Raw genomic sequence first — 23056 nt, 5'->3', positions numbered from 1 at the left:
GCGCGATGTACATGGCCTGTTGGGTGGTGATCCGGCGACAGCCTGAGTTCAAGGCTCGGTATCAAGCATTACGCCAGAAAGGTAAATGCGCCAAAGTAGCGCTGATCGCCTGCATGCGAGTGTTGTTGATACGGCTGAATGCCATGATTCGAGAGAAAACTGAGTGGCGAGAACAGGCAGCCTAAACAGGCTGCGTGTTTTGTAAGGAATTTGCATGGCCTGGAGCCGTGGGAGTTCAGCTGTCTTCCGATAAGCCTTAAAAATAAAGTCATCAAGACAGTTGCTCCCACATTTGATTTGTGCATTAACGCAACACGAATGTGGGAGCGGGCTTGCTCGCGAAGGCTATAGAACAAACACCACATGACTACCGGTTTCACTCCGGCAGTTCATACACATAAATCTTGTCCGCCTCCATCTGATACCCGGCATCCGCCAGCTCGCTGGTCGACGCCTTCACCTGCATCGCCCCCTCGATCCAGTACGGTTGATACAGCTCATCCAGCTTCACGCCGACTTCGCTTTTCACATGCACGATCTGGTTCGACGGCGGCGGTGGCACGTGGATGCAGGCGCCGAAATATGGCACCAGCAGAAAATCCGTGGTCCGTCCGTCCTCACTCACTTCCAGCGGCACGATGTAGCCCGGCAGGCGAATGTTTTGGCCATCCAGGCTTTTCACCACCGGCGCATTCGGCATGTCCTGTTTGGCGGCGGGTGCCGACTCGGCCGCCAGCGTGCTGCTCATCTGCGACAAGTCGTGCAGCGGCGTCATGTTCGGCACTTCTGGCGCGGCGTCCGGCGGGATCATTTCTGACCAGGTCAGGTCTTTCGGCTCGGCCGCCCACAGGGGCAAGGCGACCAGCATCAGCAGCGCAAGGATGGCGCGGGGCATGTTCAACGTCCTCATAGTCGGATCGACAGGCCATCGGCCAATGATTGGCGATACGCGCGCCAGGCCGGCACGCTGCCCATCAGCAAAGCGGCGATCAGGATGCCACCGAGCAGCGTCCATTCATACTCGCTCGGCCACGCCAGCGGCAGGTACAAGCCGTAATTGGCTTGCACGTAACCCTGGGCGGCGGCGATGCACACGTACAGTAGCGCCACACCGGCAATTACTCCGGACAGCGCAAGGGCGAACGCTTCCAGCACCAGCAACGTCGCGATGTGCCATGGCCGGGCGCCTACCGAACGCAGAATCGCCATCTCCCGGCGACGTTCGTTGAGGCTGGTGAGAATCGCTGTGAGCATGCCGATCAACCCGGTCAGCACCACAAACAGCGAGACCACGAACAAGGCTTTTTCCGCCGTGCTCATCAGGCTCCACAGCTCTTGAAGCGCCACGCCCGGCAGGATCGCCAGCATCGGCTCGCCACGGAATTCATTGATTTCGCGTTGCACTGCGAACGTCGAAATCTTGCTGTTGAGACCGAGCATGAACGCGGTGATCGCTTGCGGCGTGAGGTCCATGTTGCGCGCCTGATCGGCGCTGATCCGACCTTCGCCCCTGGCCGGAACGCCGTTGTGCCAGTCGATGTGAATCGCTTCCATGCCGCCGAGGCTGATGTGCAGCGTGCGGTCCACCGGGGTACCGGTTCGCTTGAGAATGCCGACCACGGTGAACGGTTTATCGTCGTGCTTGACCAGGCTGATCACCGCCACGCCGTGGGCCAGCACCAGTTTGTCGCCAAGTTTGTAATGCAACGCATCGGCGACTTCCGCACCGAGCACCACTTCAAACGGATCGGTGGCGAAGGCACGGCCGTCGGCCAGTTCAAGGTGTTGCTGATGGCCGTACTGGTAATGCTCGAAGTACGCCTCGGTGGTGCCCATCACTCGATAACCGCGATGGGAGTCGCCAAGGGACATCGGGATCGCCCACTTCACTTTCGGGTTGTTGGCGAAGTGTTCGAAGCTGTCCCAGCGGATGTTGTTGGTGGCGTTGCCGATCCGGAACACGGAGTAGAGCAACAGGTTCACCGAACCCGAACGCGCGCCGACGATCAGGTCGGTGCCGCTAATGGTGCTGGCGAAACTGGCTTTGGCTTCGGTGCGCACCCGTTCTACCGCCAACAGCAGGCACACCGACAGGGCGATGGCGAATGCAGTGAGGATCGCGGTGAAGCGCCGGTTAGCCAGACTGGCCATGGCTAGACGAAACAAATACATCTCAGACCTCGGACGGGTTGGCGGCGCGATTGAGCTCGGCCAGCGACAGGTTGCGATCAAACAGCGGCGCCAGGCTCTGGTCGTGGCTGACAAACAACAGACTCGACCCGGCTTCCCGGCATTCGGCGAACAGCAATCTAATGAAGTTTTCCCGAGCGTCGTAGTCCAGCGCCGACGTCGGTTCATCGGCGATGACCAATTCCGGCTGGCCGATCAGGGCGCGCGCGGCGGCCACGCGTTGTTGCTGGCCGATGGACAACGAGTCGGCGCGACGGCCGAGGATGCTTTCATCCTTCAAACCCAAGTGGGCGAGGAGGGTGGCCGCGGCTTGATCGACGCTGCCGTGGCGCTGCTTCGCCCGTTCGGCGCGCAACTTGGAGAAGTGGCAGGGCAGTTCGACGTTCTCGCGTACCGACAGGAACGGCAGCAGGTTGAACTGCTGGAAGATGTAGCCGGTGTGGTCGACGCGGAAACGGTCGCGCGCGCCGGCACCGAGTTCCGTCAGTTCCTGGCCAAGCAGGCGAATGCTGCCGCGATCCGGCTTCTGCACGCCACCGAGCAGGCCGAGCAGGGTGGTTTTGCCACTGCCGCTGGGGCCTTTGAGGAACAGGGTTTCGCCGGGCTCCAGGCGAAACGCCGGGATGTCCAGCAACGGCGGGTGACCGGGCCAGCTGAAGCCCAGGTCGGACAGTTCGATGAGTGCTTGGGTCATGTGAAACCGGTCAGGTGATAGGTGAACCCTGTGGGAGCGGGCTTGCTCGCGAAGGCGGTGTGACAGGCAACATTTCTGTTGAATGTGACGGCCTCTTCGCGAGCAAGCCCGCTCCCACATTGGATCTTTGGTGAACTCAGAATTTAAGGGCGGCCGCCTTGGCGGTCACTTCAACGCCTTGCTGCCCGCTCGGGCCGATCAGTTGTACCTGAATTTTCTGGGTGGCCGGGAACGTGTTGAAAATGTTCGCCAGGTCCAGGGTTTTCAGTGCACCGGGCGCTGCGCAGGTGAATTGATAGTGCGCGTGGATTTCGCTGTGGTCGTGATGATGTTCGTCTTTGGCCTCTTCATCGTGATCATGGTCGGCGTCCGGCTTGTCACCGAACAGCGGGCTTTCCAGTTCCTGCATGGCAACTACGCAACCAGCGGCTTTCGGCAGATTGAACAACGCCTGCGGTTTCTCCAGCAGCGCGCGGGTGGCGGCGACCTTGGCTTTGTCGGCATCCGTGGTGGCGGCGTGTTCGAAACCCACCAGGTTCATCGCCGGGCTTTCCAGTTCCAGCTCCAGAGTCTGGCCGTCCAGCGCTGCGTTCAAGCGGCCGACGCCATGTTCGTGGGCGCCGAGGCTGCCGTGCTCATGATCATGTTCATCGGCAGCGTGGGCGACGGCCAACGGCAACAAGGCAAACGGCAAAGCGAGCAGCAGACGACGCATGGCGGGGCTCCGGAAAGTAAAGTGAAGAGTTTGTTATGTAATCTTATAACGTAAGTGCGGAGAGTTTGACCGCCTGCTTGGCGTTGCACAAGTCCCATGGGAGCATGCAAGTCAGAAATGTGCAGGAGCAGAGCTATGTTGCGAATTCGCGGAAGCATCGGCGACTGGCCGGTGGATTTGACGCTGGAGATGGATGACGGCGACTGGGCAAAGCTCGGCGCGCAGTTGCAAGTAAGCAAGCCCGAGGCCAGTGTCGCCCCGGCCAAACCGGTGACTCAGGATGAGGCGCTGTGGCAGATCGCCAAGGACCTGCTGCGCCAGGCCGGGCAATTGAGCGGGCCGGATTTGCTCGATCAGCTGGAAGGGCTGACGGGCAGCGCGGCGTCGGGCAAACGCCTGTTGGTGCGCTTGCGCCATTGCGCCGATGTGAAAGTGTCGAGCAGCGGGGATACGCCGCTCTACAGCTGGATCGAACCGGCGTAGGAGCATAGCTTGCTAGCGATGGCGATTTCAGAGACGCCATCGCCGGCAAGCCGTGCTTCTACAAGGTGGCTTAGTACAGCGCAGCAAACAGCTTGCGGCGGTACGTGGTCACCAGCGGATGGTCATTGCCCAACAGTTCGAACACCTGCAGCAAGGTCTTGTGCGGCAAACCTTCGCTGTAGCTGCGATTGCGGATGAACAGCTTGAGCAACGCATCCAGCGCCGCATCGTATTGCTGGCGAGCCAGCTGCTGAATCGCCAGTTGATACACCGCTTCATCGTCCTGCGGGTCTTTCGCCAAGCGCGCTTTCAGGTCTGCCGCATCCGGCAAATCCTTGGCCTGACCGAGAAACTGGATCTGCGCCTTGGCGCCGGCCAAAGCTGCTTTGTGTTCATCGCTCTTGACCGCGTCGAGCACTGTTTGCGCTTCACCCAACTCGCCGCGTTCGGTGAGGCAGCGGGCGTAAAGGATCAGCGCCTTGGCGTTGGTGTTGTCCTCGCCCAACAGCACTTTGAGAATGGCTTCGGCGTCGGCAAAACGACTTTCGTCAAACAGTGCCTGAGCCTGCTCGAACGGGTCGGCGGCGGCCGGTGGCGGCATTTGAACGTGCGGCTCAAGCATCGCTCGAACAGCGGATTCCGGTTGCGCACCGGCAAAGCCGTCGACCGGTTGACCGTCCTTGAACAGCACCACGGTCGGCAGGCTGCGAATCCCGAAACGGGCGACGATGTCTTGTTCCAGGTCGCAGTTGACCTTGGCCAGCAGCAACTCGCCCTGATAACTCTCGGCGATGGTCTGCAGCAAGGGCATCAGCACTTTGCAGGGCGCACACCATTCGGCCCAGAAATCCACCAGCACCGGTTTGTGGAAAGAGTTCTCGATCACCGACTGGTCGAAATCAGCAGTCGTGGCGTCGAAGATGTACGGCGTTTCCTGACTCATGGGGGATCTCTTGGAAGCGTGGATGGGGCAACTATACGGCTTGGCGGGGTACGGCTGAAAGCGGGGTGGTGGTTAGGGATGTGTTGTCTGACAGGACGCCTTCGCGAGCAAGCCCGCTCCCACACTTGTTTTGTGTCGACCACAAAAGTTCGGTGCGCCGCAGAGCCAATGTGGGAGCGGGCTTGCTCGCGAAGCTTTTAGCCGCGCCGCGCATGATAGAGGCTCACATGCCGAAACTCTTCAGGCTCAGCCAGATCCGGCAAGGTCATCGCTTCCAGCATTTCAATGCGCTGGTACAACGGATGGCGGAAATCCCTCACACGCGAATCCGCCACCAATGCCTCTTTACCTCGGGTCAAAAATTCATCAAGCAACGGCAGGTTCGCCCGGTCGTAGAGCACGTCGGCAACCAGGATCAGATCAAATCGGTCCGCCTCGGCGAAAAAATCGGTCGAGTAGTTGAGCTGGACGTCATTGAGTTCGGCATTCGCCCGACACGAGGCAATCGCCAGCGGGTCGAGGTCACAGGCCACCACTTCCAGCGCGCCGGCCTTCACCGCGGCTATTCCCGCCACACCCGAACCGGCACCGAAATCCAGCACCCGTTTACCTTTGACCCACTCCGGGAATTCGGCGAGATAACGCGCCACCGCCAGGCCACTGGCCCAGCAGAAACTCCAGTAGGGCGGTTCATGCAGAATTCGTCGGGTTTCTTCGGGGCTGAAGGCGCGGTCCATCTTATCGCCGTCGATCAGCCAGAGTTTCAGGTCGGTCTCGGGCAATGCGACAGGCACCAGCTGCGCATCACCGAGCAGTTCACCCAAGGCTTGTTGCAGGTCGAGCGGTGCAATCATGGCGCTTTGACGAATTGCAGCTGACCCAGGGCCTGCGTGGTGGGCTGGGAGATGACTTGCGACGGCAGATGCAAAATCAGCTGGCCGGACTGGCTGGCGCGGCCGCGCAGTTCAACGCGGGCACCGTTCGGGAACGATTCCGGGTTGAAGCGCAGGTGAAACGGCAGCACTTGATTAGTGCCGATCAAGGTGGAACTGGCGAGCAATTGTTGTGGGCGATCTTTTTCGTCGATCACCAGCAGCGCCAGTTCGACCTCGGCGCCAGCCGGCACGCCTTGCAAGGCGCCACTCAATTCACGCTGGTACGCGGGCAGCGGCCCAAGATTGGCCGACTCCTGGGCTTTTTTCTGCGCAGCCTGCGGGGCGGGCCCGGGCGTCGGCGGCTGGGGCTTGGGCGCATCGCTGCCACAGGCCACCAGCAGGCTGAAAAGACTGAGCAAAACGAGCGGTCTTAAGGACATTTACGGCTCCAGCAAGGTGAAATCCATGGATCAAGCACTATAGCCGTCTGTATACCGCAAACCCTATGGCTTGTCTTGCCACCGGGATGCGCTACCATGGCCCTCCCTTTTTTTGTTGCCTGCCACCATGCACTGTCCCTTCTGCGGTGCCAACGACACCAAGGTCATCGACTCGCGTCTGGTCGCCGAGGGCGAACAGGTGCGCCGCCGGCGTGAATGCCTGGCCTGCGGCGAGCGTTTCACGACGTTCGAGACCGCCGAACTGGTGTTGCCGCGCCTGATCAAAACCGACGGCAGCCGTCAGCCCTTCGACGAAGAAAAACTGCGTGCCGGCATGCAGCGTGCGCTGGAAAAGCGCCCGGTGAGTGTCGAACGCCTCGAGTCGTCGCTGGTTCACATCAAACACAAACTGCGCGCCACCGGTGAGCGAGAGGTCAAATCCCTCGTGGTCGGTGAACTGGTGATGGCCGAGCTGCAGAAGCTCGATGAAGTCGCCTATATCCGTTTCGCTTCGGTGTATCGCCGCTTCCAGGACCTCAACGAGTTCCGCGAAGAGATCGATCGCCTGGCCCGTGAGCCGGTGAAAGAATGAATACGCCCGCGGAACACGCCGTCCTCGACGCCCATTACATGGCCCGCGCGCTGGAACTGGCGCGCAAAGGCCATTACACGACCCACCCCAACCCTCGGGTGGGCTGCGTGATTGTGCGGGACGGGCAGATTGTCGGCGAAGGCTGGCACGTGCGCGCCGGCGAGCCGCATGCCGAAGTCCATGCCCTGCGCGCCGGGGGCGACAAGGCCCGAGGCGCCACCGCCTATGTGACGCTGGAACCGTGCAGCCACCACGGCCGCACGCCGCCCTGCGCCGATGCGCTGGTGAATGCCGGAGTCGCCCGTGTCGTTGCGGCGATGCAGGACCCGAACCCGTCGGTTGCCGGACGTGGCATGCAACGACTGGCTCAGGCCGGGATTGCTACCGAAAGTGGCGTGCTGGAAGGCGAAGCGCGCAAGCTCAATCAAGGTTTTCTCAAGCGCATGGAGCACGGCTTGCCATTCGTGCGGGTCAAGTTGGCCATGAGCCTGGACGGTCGCACCGCGATGGACAGTGGCGAAAGCCAATGGATCACCGGCTCGGCCGCGCGTTCGGCGGTGCAACGCCTGCGTGCTCAGGCCAGCGTGGTGCTGACCGGCGCCGACACGGTGCTGGCGGACAACGCCCGGTTGACCGTGCGCGCGGACGAATTAGGCCTGGATGCGGAGCAAACTGCTCTGGCCATGAGCCGTCCGCCGCTGCGTGTGTTGATCGACGGCCGCCTGCGGGTGCCGCTGAATGCACCCTTCTTCAAGGCCGGCCCGGCGTTGGTCGCCACTTGCGTGGCGGTAGAGGAGCAGTACGCCAATGGCCCGGAATGCCTGATCGTGCCCGGTGTTGACGGTCAGGTCGATCTGCGCCAATTGCTGGTTGCGCTCGCCGCCCGTGACGTCAACGAGGTGCTGGTCGAAGCCGGGCCGCGCCTGGCCGGTGCTTTCGCGCAGCAAGGCCTGGTGGATGAATTCCAGATTTTCATTGCCGGCAAGTTCCTTGGTTCATCGGCGCGGCCGCTGCTCGATTGGCCGCTCGCGCAAATGAAAGATGCGCCCGAGCTCAAAATCACCGAAATTCGCGCGGTTGGCGATGACTGGCGGGTCACTGCCATTCCTTCGCCAGCCGCGAGCGTATAATTCCCGGCCATCGCTACAGCGCTGGCTTTGTTCTCGAGGAGAACCTCATGTTTACCGGCATCATCGAATCCATCGGCAGTATTCGTGCATTGACCCCAAAGGGCGGTGATGTGCGGGTCCACGTAGAAACCGGCAAGCTCGACCTGAGCGACGTCAAACTGGGCGACAGCATCGCGGTCAACGGCGTGTGCCTGACCGCGGTTGAACTGCCGGGCAACGGCTTTGCCGCCGACGTCAGCCGTGAAACCCTCGACTGCACCGCCATGAACGATCTCAAGAGCGGCAGTCCGGTGAACCTGGAAAAAGCCCTGACCCCGACCACTCGCCTCGGCGGGCACCTGGTCAGCGGTCATGTCGATGGCGTGGGCGAAGTGGTTGCCCGTACCGAAAACGCGCGTGCCGTGGAATTTCGCATCCGCGCCCCGAAAGAACTGGCCAAGTACATCGCCCATAAAGGCTCGATCACCGTCGACGGTACCAGCCTGACCGTGAACGCGGTCGATGGCGCCGAGTTCATGCTGACGATCATTCCGCACACCCTGAGCGAAACCATCATGGCGTCGTACCAGCCAGGTCGCCGGGTCAACCTGGAAGTCGACTTGCTGGCGCGTTATCTGGAGCGTTTGTTGCTGGGCGACAAGGCTGCAGAGCCGACTGCCGGCAGCACCATTACTGAAAGCTTTCTGGCCCAAAACGGCTACCTCAAATCCTGAAGCTCAAATTTCAAAGAAAGGGGGTGCCTTGTGGCGCTCAATAGCATCGAAGAACTGGTTGAAGACATCCGCCAAGGCAAGATGGTCATCCTCATGGATGACGAAGACCGCGAGAACGAAGGCGACCTGATCATGGCCGCCGAGTGCTGCAAGCCCGAGCACATCAACTTCATGGCCAAGCACGCCCGTGGCCTGATCTGCATGCCGATGAGCCGCGAGCGCTGCGAACTGCTGAAGCTGCCCTTGATGGCGCCACGCAACGGTTCCGGCTTCGGTACCAAGTTCACCGTGTCGATCGAAGCGGCTGAAGGCGTGACCACCGGCATTTCCGCCGCCGACCGTGCGCGCACCGTGCAAGCGGCCGCCGCGAAAGACGCCAAGGCTGAAGACATCGTCAGCCCCGGCCACATCTTCCCGCTGATGGCTCAGGCCGGCGGCACCCTGGCCCGCGCTGGCCACACTGAAGCCGCTTGCGACTTGGCGCGCATGGCCGGTTTCGAGCCGAGCGGTGTGATCTGCGAAGTGATGAACGATGACGGCACCATGTCCCGTCGCGCCGAACTGGAAGCGTTCGCTGCCGAACACGACATCAAGATCGGCACCATCGCCGACCTGATTCACTACCGGATGATCCACGAACGTACCGTTCAGCGGATTGCCGAACAGCCACTGGACAGCGAACTGGGCCAATTCAACCTGGTGACCTATCGTGATTCCGTGGAAGGCGACGTGCACATGGCCCTGACCCTGGGCACTGTCTGCGCCGAAGAACCGACGCTGGTTCGCGTGCACAACATGGACCCGTTGCGCGACCTGCTGATGGTCAAGCAACCGGGCCGCTGGAGCCTGCGCGCCGCGATGGCTGCGGTCGCCGAGGCCGGCAGCGGTGTGGTGCTGTTGCTTGGTCACCCGCTCGATGGCGATGTATTGCTGGCGCACATTCGCGAAACTGCCGACCAGGCGGCCGTGAAAAAACCGACCACCTACAGCATTGTCGGTGCCGGTTCGCAAATCCTTCGGGACCTGGGCGTACGCAAAATGCGCCTGATGAGTGCGCCAATGAAATTTAATGCGATATCCGGTTTCGATCTGGAAGTTGTAGAATACGTGCCCTCCGAATAATGACCGGTTGTTTCCAGTCCTTGATTCGCGGCTAACAAATCACTGAGGGACGCGTAGAAAGCGCGTCCCGGCTCTTTAAGAGATCTAACGAATGACCCTGAAGACCATCGAAGGTACCTTCATCGCCCCTAAAGGCCGCTACGCTTTGGTAGTGGGCCGTTTCAACAGCTTCGTCGTTGAAAGTCTGGTCAGCGGTGCAGTGGATGCCCTGGTTCGCCACGGCGTGAGCGAAAGCGACATCACCATCATCCGCGCACCTGGCGCCTTCGAAATTCCGCTGGTTGCGCAGAAGGTCGCTCAAAAAGGCGAGTACGCGGCAATCATCGCCCTGGGCGCGGTCATTCGTGGCGGCACTCCGCACTTCGAATACGTGGCAGGCGAATGCACCAAGGGCCTGGCCCAGGTGTCCATGGAGTTCGGCGTTCCAGTCGCTTTCGGCGTGCTGACCGTTGATTCCATCGAGCAAGCCATCGAACGTTCCGGCACCAAGGCCGGTAACAAAGGTGCCGAAGCTGCCCTGTCCGCTCTGGAAATGGTCAGCCTGCTGGCGCAGTTGGAGGCCAAGTGATTAGCGACGATAGCGATCGTTTCAACCCGCGCGATCCAAAGCCTGCGGATGCCGGCAAGCCATCGAAAAGCGTCAAGCGTCGTGAAGCCCGTCAGCTCGCGACTCAGGCGCTGTACCAATGGCACATGGCCAAGCAGTCTTTGAACGAGATCGAAGCGCAGTTCCGGGTCGATAACGATTTCAGTGATGTCGACGGTGCCTACTTCCGCGAAATCCTTCACGGGGTTCCGGCACAGAAGGACAAGATCGATGCAGCCCTGACGCCATGCCTGGACATCACCATCGACGAGCTGGACCCGGTTGAACTGGCCGTTCTGCGCCTGTCCACCTGGGAATTGCTCGAGCGTGTCGACGTTCCTTACCGCGTTGTGATCAACGAAGGTATCGAGCTGGCGAAAGTCTTCGGTTCCACCGACGGCCACAAGTTCGTCAACGGTGTACTCGACAAGCTGGCCCCGCGTCTGCGTGAAGCTGAAGTGAAGGCGTTCAAGCGCTAATTTGCGCTTGATAGCTGCCGCATGGGCGAGTTTGAGCTGATCCGCAATTTCTTCGCCGCCGCGCCCTGTGCGCAAGGCGGCGAAGGCGTTGCCCTCGGGATCGGCGATGACTGCGCCTTGCTGGCTGTTCCCCCCGGGGAACAGTTGGCCATTTCCACTGACACGCTGGTTGCCGGCGTGCATTTCGCAGACCCCTGCGACCCGTTTCTGCTCGGTCAGCGCTCGCTGGCTGTGGCGGTCAGTGACCTGGCTGCCATGGGCGCCACTCCCATTGCGTTTACCCTTGCCCTGACCTTGCCGACGGTGACCGCCGATTGGCTGGAGGCGTATTCCCGTGGTTTGAACCGCATGGCGCAACGCTGCGGCGTGGCATTGGTGGGCGGCGATACCACCCGTGGGCCGCTGAGCCTGACCATGACTGTGTTCGGTCGTGTACCGGCCGGTCAGGCGCTGACTCGCGGCGGCGCGCAGCCCGGCGATTTGCTGTGTGTGGGCGGCGAGCTGGGCAATGCTGCGGGGGCTTTGCCACTGGTGTTGGGTCAGCGAACCGCTGACGCAGCCATCGCCGAGCTGCTGCTGGCGCATTATTGGTCACCACAGCCGCAATTGGCGTTGGGGCAGGTGTTGCGCGGCAAGGCGACCTCGGCGTTGGACATCTCCGACGGCCTGCTCGCCGACTGCGGCCACATCGCGCTGGCGTCGAAGGTCGGCATTCAGGTTGAGCGGAGTAAGCTGCCCGTGTCAGCCGCGTTAGTGGCCTTCCTCGGTCAATCCGCTGCCGAAACCGCAGCCCTCAGCGGCGGCGACGATTATGTACTCGCCTTCACTCTACCGTCCGTCGAGTTGCCGGCATTGCTGGCAAGCGGCTGGCCGATCCATGTGGTCGGACGTGTCGTGACAGGGCTGGGCGTATCGCTGCTGGATGCCGATGGACAAGACATCACCCCGCAAACCCGGGGCTATCAACATTTTCGGGAGACACCGTGACAGATCATCCCAAACAGGTCCCGGCGGAGTTCGTACCGCCTTCGGTCTGGCGCAATCCCTGGCATTTCCTGGCGTTCGGTTTCGGTTCGGGCACCCTGCCAAAGGCGCCGGGCACCTGGGGTTCTTTAGTTGCGCTACCCTTCATCCCGTTGTGGCAAATGATGCCCGATTGGGCCTACTGGCTGATGCTGGGCATCACCATGCTGTTCGGCTTCTGGCTGTGCGGCAAAGTAGCCGACGATCTGCGCGTGCACGATCACGAGGGCATCGTCTGGGACGAAATGGTCGGGATGTGGATCACCTTGTGGTTGGTGCCGGAAGGTTGGTACTGGTTGCTCGCGGGTTTCCTGATGTTCCGCTTCTTCGACATTCTCAAGCCATGGCCGATTCGCTGGATCGACCGGCATGTGCATGGCGGCGTCGGAATCATGCTCGACGACGTGCTGGCCGGCGTATTTGCATGGTTGGCGATGCAAGGGCTGGTAAGGATTTTCGCCTGACGGGCGAAGCAGGGGACTGGGATGGCTCGGCGCTGGTTGGCGGTTTTTTTCGCAATGGTTTGTTCCCTCGCCCTGGCGGGGGAAGCAGCGCCGACGCCATCGGTGATTCATCTGGCCAGCGAAGAATGGGAAGACTACACCGCCGCTGACGGGCATGGCCTGGGCTGGGACGTGTTGCGGGCGATCTTCGAGCCGGCCGGAGTCAAACTGGACATCCGCACCGAACCTTATACCCGCGCCGTGGGCCTGGCCCAGCGCGGTGAAGTGGATGCCTGTGTCGGTTCCTATCGTGACGAAGTCAGCGAGGTGCTTTATCCACGCTGGTATTTCGATACCGATCACATCTACGCCCTGGGCCTTGCCAGTAATCCGGCACCGAACCCGCGGACTCTCGGCAGCTATCGACTGGCCTGGGTTCGCGGTTATGAGTACCAGAAGTACCTGCCTGACGTGCAGCGCTATAACGAGGTCGTGCGGCGCACCGGTATTTTGTCGATGCTGACCCACAACCGCGCCGACTATTACATCGACGCGCTGACCGAGATCGATTACGTCCTCAAACGGGCCAAGGATCCTGCCCAGTTCCGTCGCACGCATATCGCTGAATTGCCGCTGTACCTGTGCTTCGCCAATACGCCCAAGGCCCGAACGTTGATGGCGTTGTTCGACCAGCGCATGGACCTGTTGGTAAAAAACGGCGCACTGAAACCCATCTTCGAACGCTGGAAACAGCCTTACCCGTTCGATTGACTGACACCGATCCCCTGTAGGAGTGAGCCTGCTCGCGATGAGGCCGTGTCAGTCAACACAGATGTGGGCTGTGACACCGCTATCGCGAGCAGGCTCACTCCTACAGGGACAGGGTGGGGCTGAGATCTAACATTTTGATCGTTATGCCCCACAATTCAGCCTAAGCGTCTGTAGGAACCTGCTGTTACAATGCCGCGTCTGCGAATCTCCAGTACTTATTGATCAGGAGCACACCGGTGCCTGTCGTTTTCGTCGCCGCTTCCAAGCTGCCAACGCCTTTTGCGCAATTCACCATGCACGGCTTTCTCGATGAAGAAAACGGGCGCGAGCACGTGGTGCTGAGCCTGGGTGAGTTCGCCGACGGTGCCCCGGTGCTCGGCCGGTTGCACTCCGAATGCCTGACGGGCGATGCCTTGTTCAGCCAGCGTTGCGACTGCGGCTCGCAACTTGAAGCCGCGTTGCAGGCCATCGCCCGTGAAGGCCGTGGCGTGTTGCTGTACTTGCGTCAGGAAGGCCGTGGTATCGGCTTGCTGAATAAGATCCGTGCCTATGAGTTGCAGGACGGCGGCGCCGACACCGTTGAAGCCAACGAGCGCCTGGGCTTTGCTGCCGACCAGCGTGATTACGCCATGTGCCTGCCGATGCTTGAGCACCTGGGCGTGAAATCCCTGCGCCTGATGACCAACAACCCGCGCAAGGTCAAAGCCTTGACCGACATGGGCATCGTGGTCGCCGAGCGCGTGCCGCTGCACACCGGCCACAACCCGCACAACAAACTCTACTTGGCTACCAAGGCCAGCAAGCTCGACCACATGATGGGCAACGAGCATCAGGGCGAGGCGGATCGGGCGTGACCCGCGGTCAGGTTCGGCGGCGGTTGTCGTTCAGTTGGTGGCAATACCTGGCGCTGGCCTTGTTGCCGCTGTTCGTGATCAATGGCGTGTTCGGCCAGGGCGAGGCGATTCTGCCGGTGCTGGCGATGCCGTTGTTTATCGTCGGTGTGGCGTCGATGTTTGTCAGCCTGAAGTTTTTCGGTGGCTACAAGCACGCGCTGATCGCTACGCAAAAAGCCCTCGATACACCTGAAGAACCCGCCGCCTGGATCGTCCTGGCCGCCAAGCGACGTACCGCGTTCCTGGCGGCTGCATTGCCGGCCTGGATTGGTGCGCTGGCGGTGTTCGTCGGCCTCGAAGCCGTACCGTTGGTGCTGCTGGCGTTGTCGACCACGGTGCTGTTCTACCTCTACCGTATTCCGCGTCAACTCGGCTGATGCGTCGGGCCTGGCTGGCGGTTTTACTGTTGGCCGCCAGCGGCTCGGCGGTGGCCGTCGAACGGGTCGTCAGTCTCGCGCCGTCTCTCTCTGAAATCGTGGTTGAACTGGGTTCAGCCGACCTGCTGGTCGGGGTGCTGGATGCCGGTGAGCGTCCGGCCGAACTCAAAGACCTTCCTTCCGTTGGCCGCTATGGTCAGTTGGACATGGAGCGTTTGCTCAGTCTCAAACCCGATTTGCTGCTGCTCTGGCCGGGCAGCGTTGGCCCGGCTCAACGTGAGCAGCTCAAGCACTTGAACATTCCCACGTTCGTCGCCGAACCGCACACCCTCGACCAACTTGCGGCACAAATCGAAGCCATCGCCACGCAACTCGGCCGGCCCGAACGGGGCGTGACGTTGGCTACCGGCCTGCGGCAAAAACTCGATAACCTGCGTCAGCGCTATCGAAGGGATGAGCCGTTGCGGGTGTTTTATCAGGTCTGGGATCGGCCGCTGTACACCGTGGGTGGAGGGCAGATCATCAGTGATGCGCTGGAAGTCTGTGGGGCGCGCAACGTGTTTGCCGACCAGTCATTGCCGGCGCCGCAGGTCAGTGTCGAGGCAGTGTTGCAGCGTAATCCCGAGGTGATTCTGGCCAGTGATCAGGCGCAGCTCGAGGCGTGGAAGGCGTGGCCGCAGGTGGCGGCGGTGGCGCGGGGGCAATTGCTGCTGGTGACGGACAAGGGGCTGGAACGGCCGAGTGGGCAGATGGTCGAGGCGACGGCCAAGCTTTGCCAGCTTATCGCACCGGACCAGTGATACCCAGGTGCGGCCTTCGCGAGCAAGCCCGCTCCCACATTGGATTTGTGAGCGCCACAACACCCCTGTGGGAGCGGGCTTGCTCGCGAAGAGGCCGGCCCAATCACCACAAATTTCAGATCAGATTTCGGGTGTCCAGGTCACCCCAACCATCAACGCCCGACCTTCCTCGCGATACCCGTACTCACTGCCATCATGGCTATACAGCGCCCGGCTATAGCCTTTATCCAGCAGGTTATCGAGCTTCAGCTCCAGCTTGATCTCACGGTCTAGCTCCCAGCTGCTGCGCAACCCCAACAAGGCATAGCCACCCAGCGGCTGTTGATTGTTCAAGTCGTCATAGCTGCTGCTGACCGCTTGCCAACTGGCGCCGAGGCCCAGGCGATCAAATTGTCGATCCAGATCCAGGCTCAACGTCCTTCGTGCACGACGGGCCAGGGTATGGCCAGTATCGCGGTCGCGCGGGTCGATGATCGCCACGCCAAGGTTGCTCTGCCAGCCGAACAGCTCCTGTTTCAGGGCGGTTTCGAAACCGTTGATCCGTGCCGACGCCACGTTCTCTGGCCGCGAGTTGCTGCCAAAAATAATCGCGTCTTCGAGGTCGGTACGGTACAGCGAAGCTTCCAGGCGACTGTTTTCGGTTAGTTGGCTGCGCCATTGCAGTTCATAGCTTTTCGAGGTTTCAGGTTTCAGGTCCGGGTTGCTGAAATCCGGGTAGTACAAGTCATTGAAGGTTGGTGCGCGAAAGCCTTCGCTGTAGGTCAGCAGCACGTCGTTGTCCGGGTTCACCGGCAAGGTGAGGGTGCCGCTCCAGCTGTTCTGGCCACCGAACTGCTGATTCTCGTCGTGACGAAGACGCAGCTCAGTGGAAAAACTGTCCGCCCGATAGTGATGCTGGATAAACGCTGCACGGTTCCAGCGGCTGTCTTCATCGAACGCTGTGCTGCTGTTGATTCGGTCTTCGTACCAGTCGCCGCCCACAAGCAGGCTATTGCGGTCGTTGAGCGTCAGGTCGTTCTGCCAGTTCACCGAGTCGCGGTAGGTGTTGAAGACACTGCGTTCATCGCTGAGCTTGTCGAGGGTCTTCTCGCGGTTTTCGCTGTGGCCGAATTCGACGCGAGTCTTCCAGATATCGTTAACCCGCGCATCGACATAGCTGCTGACGCTGCTCACCTCGAAATCACTGTAAGGCTGCTGCTGGACAGACTCGAAGGTGGTGGTGTCGAAGCGGCCGAACGGATTATCGAACTCGCTCTTTCCCCGGTTATCCAGGACATTGGCGCCGATTTCCAGGTCATCGGTGAGCGCGTGGCTGACGCTGAAACTGACCGATTGGTTGCGGTATTCATCATGATCGCTGTCGCTGGGATAGGACTCGTGCGTGCGATTGATCCCGGCGGTTTCATTGAGGCTGGCGCCAAGGTTGAAGCGGGTTTTCTCATCACCGCCGGACAAGCCAAGGCTGCGCTCCCAGGTCTGGTTGCTGCCAAACCCCACGTGCATCCGTGGTTGCAGACCTTGCTCGTCGCCACGGCGGGTGAAGATCTGAATCACCCCGCCAATCGCATCGCTGCCATAAATCACCGAACGGGAGCCGCGCAACACTTCCACGCGCTCGACCTGTTCGATGTTGATGTGCTGCAGGTTGCTGTCGCCCGAGGTCGAATTGCCGATGCGCTGGCCATCAACCAGTACCAGGCTCTGCGCCGACTGGGTGCCACGGATGTAAACCCCCGGCAGACTGCCGCGCCCACCGGTTTGCGCGACTTGCACGCCCGGCACCCGGTTGAGCAGGTCGGTGATGCTGTTCGGTTGCAGACGGTCGATGTCTTCGCGGGTGAACACTGTGTTGGCGGCGCTGCTGTCGTTGCGCGCTTCGACCTGGCGGTTGGCGGTGATCAGCACGTCGGGCAGTTTCAACGCTTGATCGCGTTCGAAGGTGTCGGCCAGCAACTGGCCGGCCGGCAGCAGGGTCAGCGTCAGGGCGAGGGGGGAGAGTTTCATCGGGAAGTCCGTGGTATTTCGGGGTAAGCACAAATCAAATGTGGGAGCGGGCTTGCTCGCGAATGCGGTGTGTCAGTCAACATTGATGGCGACTGATCTACCGCATTCGCGAGCAAGCCCGCTCCCACAAGGGGGTTTGCATAAGTCTGAGGTTTAGAGGTTCAGCAGTTGCAGGCGCTCACGCACCGCCGCTTCGATCCCGGCCTCGTCCAGCCCGCACTCGGCCAGCATCTGCGCAGGCTTGGCGTGTTCGACGTAGAGGTCTGGCAAGCCCAGGTGCAGTACCGACTTGAGGATGTTCTCGCGGGCGAGGAATTCGCTGACCGCGCCGCCGGCGCCGCCCATGATCGCGTTTTCTTCGACGGTCACCAGTAGCTCATGACTTGCGGCGATCTCGCGAACCAGCGCTTCATCCAGCGGTTTGACGAAACGCATATCGACCACCGTCGCATCCAGCGTCTCGGCGACTTTCAGCGCTTCGGCCAGTTGTACGCCGAACACCAGCAAAGCGACTTTGCTGCCCTGACGACGAACAATGCCTTTGCCGATTTCAATCGGTTGCAGGTCTTTCTCGATAGTCGCATTTGGACCCGCGCCGCGCGGGTAACGCACCGCCGCCGGGCCGTTGTACAGATGACCGGTGGTGAGCATCTTGCGCAGTTCGTTTTCGTCGCTCGGGGTCATCACCAGCATGCCGGGGATGCAGCGCAGGAACGACAGGTCGAAGCTACCCGCGTGTGTCGGGCCGTCTTCGCCCACCAGCCCGGCGCGGTCGATTGCGAACAATACGTCGAGATTTTGCACCGCGACGTCATGAATCAATTGGTCGTAGCCGCGTTGCAGGAACGTCGAATAAATCGCCACCACTGGTTTCGCGCCTTCGCAGGCCATGCCGGCGGCGAGGGTCACGGCGTGTTGCTCGGCAATCGCCACGTCGAAGTAGCGCAGTGGGAAACGCTCGCTGAACGCTACCAGGTCGGAGCCTTCCTTCATGGCCGGTGTAATCCCGACCAGGCGCGGATCGGACGCGGCCATGTCGCACAGCCATTCGCCGAACACACCGGAATACTTCGGTCCGCTGGCCTTTTTCGGGGCGGCGGCCGGTGCGTCCAGCGGTTCGAGCTTGGTGATCGCGTGGTAACCGATCGGGTCGACTTCCGCCGGGGCGAAGCCTTTGCCTTTCTTGGTGACGACGTGCAGGAACTGCGGGCCTTTGAGGTCACGCATGTTACGCAACGTCGCGATCAAGGTCGGCAGGTCGTGGCCGTCGATAGGACCGATGTAATTCCAGCCCAACTCTTCGAACAGCGTGCCGGGAACCAGCATGCCTTTTGCGTATTCTTCAGTGCGACGAGCGATTTCCCAGGCGCCGGGCAGGCGCGACAGGACCTTTTTGCTGCCTTCACGCATGCTGGCGTACGTGCGGCTGGAAAGGATCTTCGCCAGGTAATTCGACAGACCACCGACGTTGCGCGAGATCGACATGTCGTTGTCGTTGAGGATCACCAGCATGTTGGCGTTCACTTCCGGCGCGTGGTTCAGCGCCTCGAAGGCCATGCCGGCGGTCAACGCGCCGTCGCCGATCACGGCAATCGCCTTGCGATCACTGTTTTGCAGGCGGGCGGCAATGGCCATGCCCAGCGCAGCGCTGATCGAGGTGCTGGAGTGGCCGACGCCAAAGGTGTCGTACTCGCTCTCGGAACGGCGCGGGAAGGCGGCGACGCCGTCCTTCTGGCGCAGGGTGCCCATGCGCTCGCGACGGCCGGTGAGGATTTTGTGCGGATAAGCCTGATGACCCACGTCCCACACCAGCCGGTCGTCCGGGGTGTCGAAAACGTAATGCAACGCGATGGTCAGCTCGATGACGCCCAGGCCGGCACCGAAATGCCCGCCGGTCTGACCGACCGTGTAGAGCAATTCCAGGCGCAACTCATCGGCCAGGGTTTCCAGCTCGGCTTCGCCTAACCGGCGCAGGCCGTCCGGCGTGTTGGCACGGTCGAGCAGGGGCGTGGTCGGGCGCTTGCGGGGAATCTCATGAAACGTCGTGGGCATCAGGCGAATCGTTATAGGTATAAAAGATGCGGCAGTTTACCTGATGCATCGTCCCCTGCCCACGCGTTGCTTTTAACTTGGCCGATACGCTGTCAGCTACGCCGGTCGACGATGTAGCGGGCGAGGTCGCGCAAGGGCTCGGCGGCCGCGTCAAACGGTCGCAGCGCGTGCAGGGCCTGATCGCGCAGTTCCAGGGCGTAAGCCTTGGCCGCGTCGAGGCCGAGCAGGGCCGGGTAGGTCGGTTTGTCGCGAGCGATGTCGGCACCCTGGCGTTTGCCGAGGGTTTCGGTATCGCTTTCAACGTCGAGAATGTCGTCCTGCACCTGAAACGCCAGGCCGATGGCCCGTGCATAGGTCTGCAACGCCTTCAGCTCGTCCTTCTCCGCGCGGCCGCTGGCCAGGGCGCCGAGTTTGACGCTGACTTCAATCAGCGCGCCGGTCTTGTGCCGGTGCATGTACTCAAGGGCTTTTTGATCGAGCTTGAGGCCGACCGAACCGAGGTCGATGGCTTGACCGCCGACCATGCCCGCCGGGCCTGCCGCAACGGCCAGGGCGCTGACCATCTGCAGGCGGATCTCGGCGTCCGCCCCGTTCAGACTCGGGTCGAGCAGGGCGCTGAACGCCAGGCTCTGCAAGCCGTCACCGGCGAGGATGGCGCAGGCTTCATCGAATTTTTTGTGCGTCGTCGGCTGACCGCGACGCAGATCGTCGTCGTCCATGGCCGGCAAGTCGTCGTGCACCAGGGAATACGCGTGAATCAGCTCCACCGCGCAGGCCGCGCCGTTGGCTTGCTCGGCCTTGCCGCCCAGCGCTTCGCAGGCTGCGTAAGCCAGCAATGGACGTACGCGTTTGCCGCCATTCATCACGCTGTAGCGCATGGCTTCGTACAGACGCGCCAACTCAGGGCTCGGTGCGTTGAACAGGGTCTCCAGTGCCGCGTTGACACGGGCCTGACTGGTCGCCGAATACGCTGCAATCATTCTGGCTGATCCGCGTCGAAGGGTTCCTCGGCCAACTCGCCATCACGCTCGAGCAGCACTTGAACCTTTTGCTCGGCCTGGGCCAGCGCCGCCTGGCAATCACGGGTCAGACCGATGCCTTGCTCGAAAGCGGTCAGCGAGTCTTCCAGCGACAGTTCGCCGTTCTCCAGACGCTCCACCAGCGTTTGCAGGTCAGCGAGAGATTGTTCGAAATCCAGTGCAGCTTTTTTGCGGGCCATGGCGGCTATTTCCGGTTGACGTTAAACCGGCGCGACACTAGCAGACATGGGGGTTATGGGCAAATGAGCCGGGCATTTCGGCCAGTGAGTTGCAGGCGTGAGCACCGTCTCTGTGGCGAGGGGGCTTGTCGGACCGCCGCATCGCCCCGTTCGGCTGCGAAGCAGTCGCAAATCGCTGAATGCGGTATGCCTGAAGACATGCGGTGTCTGGATTTGGGGTCGCTTCGCAACCCAACGGGGGCAAGCCCCCTCGCCACAGGTAGGTGTTGACGCAGATTTATTGTATTGAGTCATCGGGATAGCTGACTTGATAGCGAGTACTACGCCCACCGCCAGGCAGGCGATGCAGGCAACCCTTCTCCAGCAACTCTGCCAAATGACGGGTCGCGGTGGCTTTCGATACTTTTGCCACGGCTTGATATTGAGCCGCGCTGATCCCGTCCACGAAGCCTCGCTCCCCACCGTCCAGCAAGCGGTTCAGTACCTTGATCTGCTCGGCTGACAGTTTTGCCTCCCGGTGCGCCTGCCAGAACCGCGCCTTGCCCAGTACCGCTTCGATCCGTGTCATGGCCTGCTGCATGCTGCGCAGCAGGGTTTGCAGAAACCATTGCAGCCACTCGGTAATGTCCGTGGAGCTTTTCTGGCTGGTTTCCAGCACGCGGTAATAACCGGAGCGATCCTCAAGGATGCTCGCCGACATGGCGTAGAACCGGATGGCCTGCGCCTCCCCCTGAGCCAGCGCCAGATCGGTGAGGGTTCGCGTGAGGCGACCATTGCCGTCGTCAAAGGGGTGCAAGGTGACGAACCAGAAGTGTGCGATGCCGGCCCGCAGCAATGGGTCGAGCCCGTCCTGCTTCTGGCTGGCTGCAAACCAGGCAAGAAATGTATCGAGCTGCTGTTCAAGCCCAAGGCGTGGCGGTGCTTCGAAGTGAATGGTCGGTTTGTCCAGCCGCCCGGACACCACCTGCATCGGTTCATCGCCACGCAACTCGCCGACATGGATCGAGCGGGCGCCGAAATTCATGTCCTGATCTGGAAACAGCCATGTATGCCATTCCAGCAATCGCGGCAGAGTCAGCGGTTGTGCAAAGCGTTGCGTGACGTCGAGCATCAACTGCGCCAGCCCTTCGCTGCGTTGGCTGACTTTATCGCCATCGACGACCTCCAGACCCAGGCGCCGCGCCAGCGATGAGCGGACCGAGCCCACATTGAGCTGCTCACCCTCGATGGCTGAAGACGTCACGATGTTTTGTAAGAGTGCATCCAGTTCGCTCTGTGCGCTGAGTGAGCTGTCCACGGAACTGGCCATGCCCATCAACCGGCCTTGCGCCTGCACGCACTCACGCAATAGTGGCGTCAGGCGTTCGGATTGCCAGGTGAAATTCGGCCAGTCGGGCTGTTGCCAAATCCAGTGAGGTGCCATGACCACGGGTAACTCCAGAGTGAATGAGCCGAATAATAGTCTTATTCGGCTCATCTTGTGAGCCGAATAAGATCGCTATTCGGCTCACGCCCAAACTTCTTCGTGATGCTCGCAGCAAATCAAGATGTATCCGATTGTTAAAATTCCACCAAATGGCTAACCTTCGCGCCTTCCAGGACCCACTATTCACGGGTCTTTCTGACGAAACGCAGTATTTGGATCTGTAACGCGCCGAGGATCGGGCGCAAGGTTTCGTTATGCATGGCAGGAGGCGTCACATGCGTTCATTTCTTTTGCTGCTGATGGGGCTGGTCTGCGCGAGCGCTGTCTGGGCCGAGCCGACGGCTGAGCTGTCGGAACCGGTGGGGGGCTGGCGCTATAACGGCCTGCTCGACCGCAGCGAAAACCCGCAAGTCGCCTATCCCACACCGCCCATCGACCGCGGTGTGCAGCGCAATCGCACGATGATCGAAGGCCAGCTCAAGGCCATCGGCACGCAACGCGGGCCGCACACCCTGGCGGTCAACGGCAATCCACTGAATCTGTACACCGACGATGAAGGGCGTTTCGCCCGGCCGTACGCGTTTGGCGCGGGTTCCAACAGCGTCGAAGTGCGCAGTGCCGAAGGCAAGTCGCTCAAGCGCGTTCAATTCTATGAAGCCAATGACTTGCGCACGCCGGCACGGATTCGCGTGGTGCTCGGTTGGGACGACCCGAAAGCCGAGCTCGACCTGCACATCATCACCCCCGACGGCCAGCATGCGTTTTTCGCCCACACGGCGTTGACCAATGGCGGCGGCCTCGACCCGGACGGCGTCGATGGCCCCGGTCCGGAAATGTTCACCATGACCGCGCCGCTGCATGGCACCTATCTGGTTTACGTGAACTATTGGGGCAACTTCGGCAGCGAAGGCTATAACTTCGATGAGACCAGCAACCAGAACGAGGTCATCACCTCGCAGATCAACCTGGTGCTCAACGAAAACACCGTCGACGAAAAACGCGAGACCTTCATCGTGCCCCTGCGGGCCATCGGTGACCTGTTGCTGGTCAAGACTTTCAACTATTAAGCATCCCGCACCACGGATG

26 protein-coding genes and 1 pseudogene are annotated in these 23056 nt (G+C 61.1%); 15 read left to right on the top strand and 12 right to left on the bottom strand.

The window, feature by feature from the left end; translation table 11 throughout:
• A pseudogene (locus EAH78_RS32465) lies at positions 1-185 on the top strand (IS110 family transposase); the annotation flags it as partial.
• A 191-nt stretch (positions 186-376) separates the two neighbouring features.
• Here EAH78_RS32465 and EAH78_RS23005 read toward each other — a convergent pair.
• The 4 genes from EAH78_RS23005 to EAH78_RS22990 all read right to left on the bottom strand — a co-directional run bounded on the left by EAH78_RS23005 (position 377) and on the right by EAH78_RS22990 (position 3599).
• Positions 377-895: a DUF3299 domain-containing protein gene (locus EAH78_RS23005; protein ID WP_140669567.1), complete on the bottom strand. Its 519-nt coding sequence runs from the start codon at positions 893-895 to the stop codon at positions 377-379.
• A gap of 11 nt (positions 896-906) precedes the next feature.
• Positions 907-2172: an ABC transporter permease gene (locus tag EAH78_RS23000; RefSeq protein ID WP_140669566.1), complete on the bottom strand. Its 1266-nt coding sequence runs from the start codon at positions 2170-2172 to the stop codon at positions 907-909.
• 1 nt (position 2173) lies between these two features.
• A complete protein-coding gene (locus EAH78_RS22995) occupies positions 2174-2884 on the bottom strand; it encodes an ABC transporter ATP-binding protein (RefSeq protein WP_140669565.1) in 711 nt (236 codons plus the stop codon).
• Positions 2885-3020: 136 nt separating this feature from the next.
• Positions 3021-3599 carry a DUF2796 domain-containing protein gene (locus EAH78_RS22990; RefSeq protein ID WP_140669564.1) on the bottom strand — a complete coding sequence of 193 codons (579 nt, stop codon included), beginning with the start codon at positions 3597-3599 and terminating at the stop codon, positions 3021-3023.
• A 135-nt stretch (positions 3600-3734) separates the two neighbouring features.
• Between EAH78_RS22990 and EAH78_RS22985 the strand changes: the two genes are divergently transcribed.
• Entirely contained in the window at positions 3735-4082 is a 348-nt protein-coding gene (locus EAH78_RS22985; RefSeq protein WP_140669563.1) for a hypothetical protein, read from the top strand.
• A 70-nt stretch (positions 4083-4152) separates the two neighbouring features.
• Here the strand turns inward: EAH78_RS22985 and trxA are convergent, their stop codons facing one another.
• From trxA to EAH78_RS22970, 3 genes are all read right to left on the bottom strand, one after another.
• Positions 4153-5025 carry a thioredoxin gene (gene trxA, locus EAH78_RS22980; protein WP_140669562.1) on the bottom strand — a complete coding sequence of 291 codons (873 nt, stop codon included), beginning with the start codon at positions 5023-5025 and terminating at the stop codon, positions 4153-4155.
• Between the two features lie 197 nt (positions 5026-5222).
• Entirely contained in the window at positions 5223-5879 is a 657-nt protein-coding gene (locus EAH78_RS22975) for a class I SAM-dependent methyltransferase (RefSeq protein WP_140669561.1), read from the bottom strand.
• Complete coding sequence (locus EAH78_RS22970; RefSeq protein WP_140669560.1) at positions 5876-6340, bottom strand: YbaY family lipoprotein; 465 nt, start codon at positions 6338-6340, stop codon at positions 5876-5878. The genes EAH78_RS22975 and EAH78_RS22970 overlap by 4 nt, the downstream gene beginning before the upstream one ends.
• Before the next feature lie 127 nt (positions 6341-6467).
• On the opposite strand from EAH78_RS22970, the gene nrdR reads away from it, so the two are divergent.
• The 12 genes from nrdR (at position 6468) to EAH78_RS22910 (ending at position 15269) form a co-directional block, all read left to right on the top strand.
• On the top strand, positions 6468-6932 hold the full coding sequence (nrdR, locus tag EAH78_RS22965; RefSeq protein ID WP_003228656.1) for a transcriptional regulator NrdR: 465 nt from the start codon (positions 6468-6470) through the stop codon (positions 6930-6932).
• Positions 6929-8062 carry a bifunctional diaminohydroxyphosphoribosylaminopyrimidine deaminase/5-amino-6-(5-phosphoribosylamino)uracil reductase RibD gene (gene ribD, locus EAH78_RS22960; RefSeq protein WP_140669559.1) on the top strand — a complete coding sequence of 378 codons (1134 nt, stop codon included), beginning with the start codon at positions 6929-6931 and terminating at the stop codon, positions 8060-8062. Before nrdR ends, ribD begins: the two co-directional genes overlap by 4 nt.
• A gap of 47 nt (positions 8063-8109) precedes the next feature.
• Entirely contained in the window at positions 8110-8775 is a 666-nt protein-coding gene (locus tag EAH78_RS22955) for a riboflavin synthase (protein ID WP_140669558.1), read from the top strand.
• 30 nt (positions 8776-8805) lie between these two features.
• Entirely contained in the window at positions 8806-9897 is a 1092-nt protein-coding gene (ribBA, locus tag EAH78_RS22950; protein ID WP_007944233.1) for a bifunctional 3,4-dihydroxy-2-butanone-4-phosphate synthase/GTP cyclohydrolase II, read from the top strand.
• A gap of 91 nt (positions 9898-9988) precedes the next feature.
• Positions 9989-10465 (top strand): 6,7-dimethyl-8-ribityllumazine synthase, encoded by a 477-nt coding sequence (gene ribH / locus EAH78_RS22945; protein ID WP_003185938.1) that lies wholly within the window; start codon positions 9989-9991, stop codon positions 10463-10465.
• Complete coding sequence (gene nusB, locus EAH78_RS22940) at positions 10462-10962, top strand: transcription antitermination factor NusB (RefSeq protein ID WP_123433383.1); 501 nt, start codon at positions 10462-10464, stop codon at positions 10960-10962. The genes ribH and nusB overlap by 4 nt, the downstream gene beginning before the upstream one ends.
• A 21-nt stretch (positions 10963-10983) precedes the next feature.
• A complete protein-coding gene (gene thiL / locus EAH78_RS22935; RefSeq protein ID WP_140669557.1) occupies positions 10984-11949 on the top strand; it encodes a thiamine-phosphate kinase in 966 nt (321 codons plus the stop codon).
• On the top strand, positions 11946-12449 hold the full coding sequence (locus EAH78_RS22930) for a phosphatidylglycerophosphatase A family protein (RefSeq protein ID WP_123433385.1): 504 nt from the start codon (positions 11946-11948) through the stop codon (positions 12447-12449). Before thiL ends, EAH78_RS22930 begins: the two co-directional genes overlap by 4 nt.
• 21 nt (positions 12450-12470) lie before the next feature.
• Positions 12471-13199 (top strand): substrate-binding periplasmic protein, encoded by a 729-nt coding sequence (locus EAH78_RS22925; RefSeq protein WP_140669556.1) that lies wholly within the window; start codon positions 12471-12473, stop codon positions 13197-13199.
• A 236-nt stretch (positions 13200-13435) separates the two neighbouring features.
• On the top strand, positions 13436-14053 hold the full coding sequence (gene ribA / locus EAH78_RS22920) for a GTP cyclohydrolase II (RefSeq protein WP_027924335.1): 618 nt from the start codon (positions 13436-13438) through the stop codon (positions 14051-14053).
• Positions 14050-14469, top strand: a complete 420-nt coding sequence (locus tag EAH78_RS22915) for an MFS transporter (RefSeq protein ID WP_140669555.1) — start codon at positions 14050-14052, stop codon at positions 14467-14469. The genes ribA and EAH78_RS22915 overlap by 4 nt, the downstream gene beginning before the upstream one ends.
• A complete protein-coding gene (locus EAH78_RS22910; RefSeq protein WP_140669554.1) occupies positions 14469-15269 on the top strand; it encodes a cobalamin-binding protein in 801 nt (266 codons plus the stop codon). The genes EAH78_RS22915 and EAH78_RS22910 overlap by 1 nt, the downstream gene beginning before the upstream one ends.
• A 120-nt stretch (positions 15270-15389) precedes the next feature.
• Here the strand turns inward: EAH78_RS22910 and EAH78_RS22905 are convergent, their stop codons facing one another.
• From EAH78_RS22905 to EAH78_RS22880, 5 genes are all read right to left on the bottom strand, one after another.
• Positions 15390-17273 carry a TonB-dependent receptor domain-containing protein gene (locus tag EAH78_RS22905; RefSeq protein ID WP_140669553.1) on the bottom strand — a complete coding sequence of 628 codons (1884 nt, stop codon included), beginning with the start codon at positions 17271-17273 and terminating at the stop codon, positions 15390-15392.
• A 153-nt stretch (positions 17274-17426) separates the two neighbouring features.
• On the bottom strand, positions 17427-19325 hold the full coding sequence (gene dxs, locus EAH78_RS22900; RefSeq protein ID WP_140669552.1) for a 1-deoxy-D-xylulose-5-phosphate synthase: 1899 nt from the start codon (positions 19323-19325) through the stop codon (positions 17427-17429).
• A 92-nt stretch (positions 19326-19417) separates the two neighbouring features.
• Positions 19418-20305, bottom strand: a complete 888-nt coding sequence (gene ispA / locus EAH78_RS22895) for a (2E,6E)-farnesyl diphosphate synthase (protein WP_140669551.1) — start codon at positions 20303-20305, stop codon at positions 19418-19420.
• Positions 20302-20544, bottom strand: coding sequence for an exodeoxyribonuclease VII small subunit (locus EAH78_RS22890; RefSeq protein ID WP_007894317.1), 243 nt, complete (start codon positions 20542-20544; stop codon positions 20302-20304). The genes ispA and EAH78_RS22890 overlap by 4 nt, the downstream gene beginning before the upstream one ends.
• 277 nt (positions 20545-20821) lie before the next feature.
• Positions 20822-21967: a Fic family protein gene (locus EAH78_RS22880; protein ID WP_140669549.1), complete on the bottom strand. Its 1146-nt coding sequence runs from the start codon at positions 21965-21967 to the stop codon at positions 20822-20824.
• A 278-nt stretch (positions 21968-22245) separates the two neighbouring features.
• Between EAH78_RS22880 and EAH78_RS22875 the strand changes: the two genes are divergently transcribed.
• On the top strand, positions 22246-23037 hold the full coding sequence (locus EAH78_RS22875; protein WP_140669548.1) for a YfaP family protein: 792 nt from the start codon (positions 22246-22248) through the stop codon (positions 23035-23037).
• Positions 23038-23056: the final 19 nt, after the last annotated feature.

The sequence above is a fragment of the Pseudomonas arsenicoxydans genome (genome assembly GCF_006438915.1).
GTDB lineage: Bacteria > Pseudomonadota > Gammaproteobacteria > Pseudomonadales > Pseudomonadaceae > Aquipseudomonas > Aquipseudomonas arsenicoxydans_A.
This window is presented reverse-complemented; position numbering and strand designations above follow the sequence as displayed.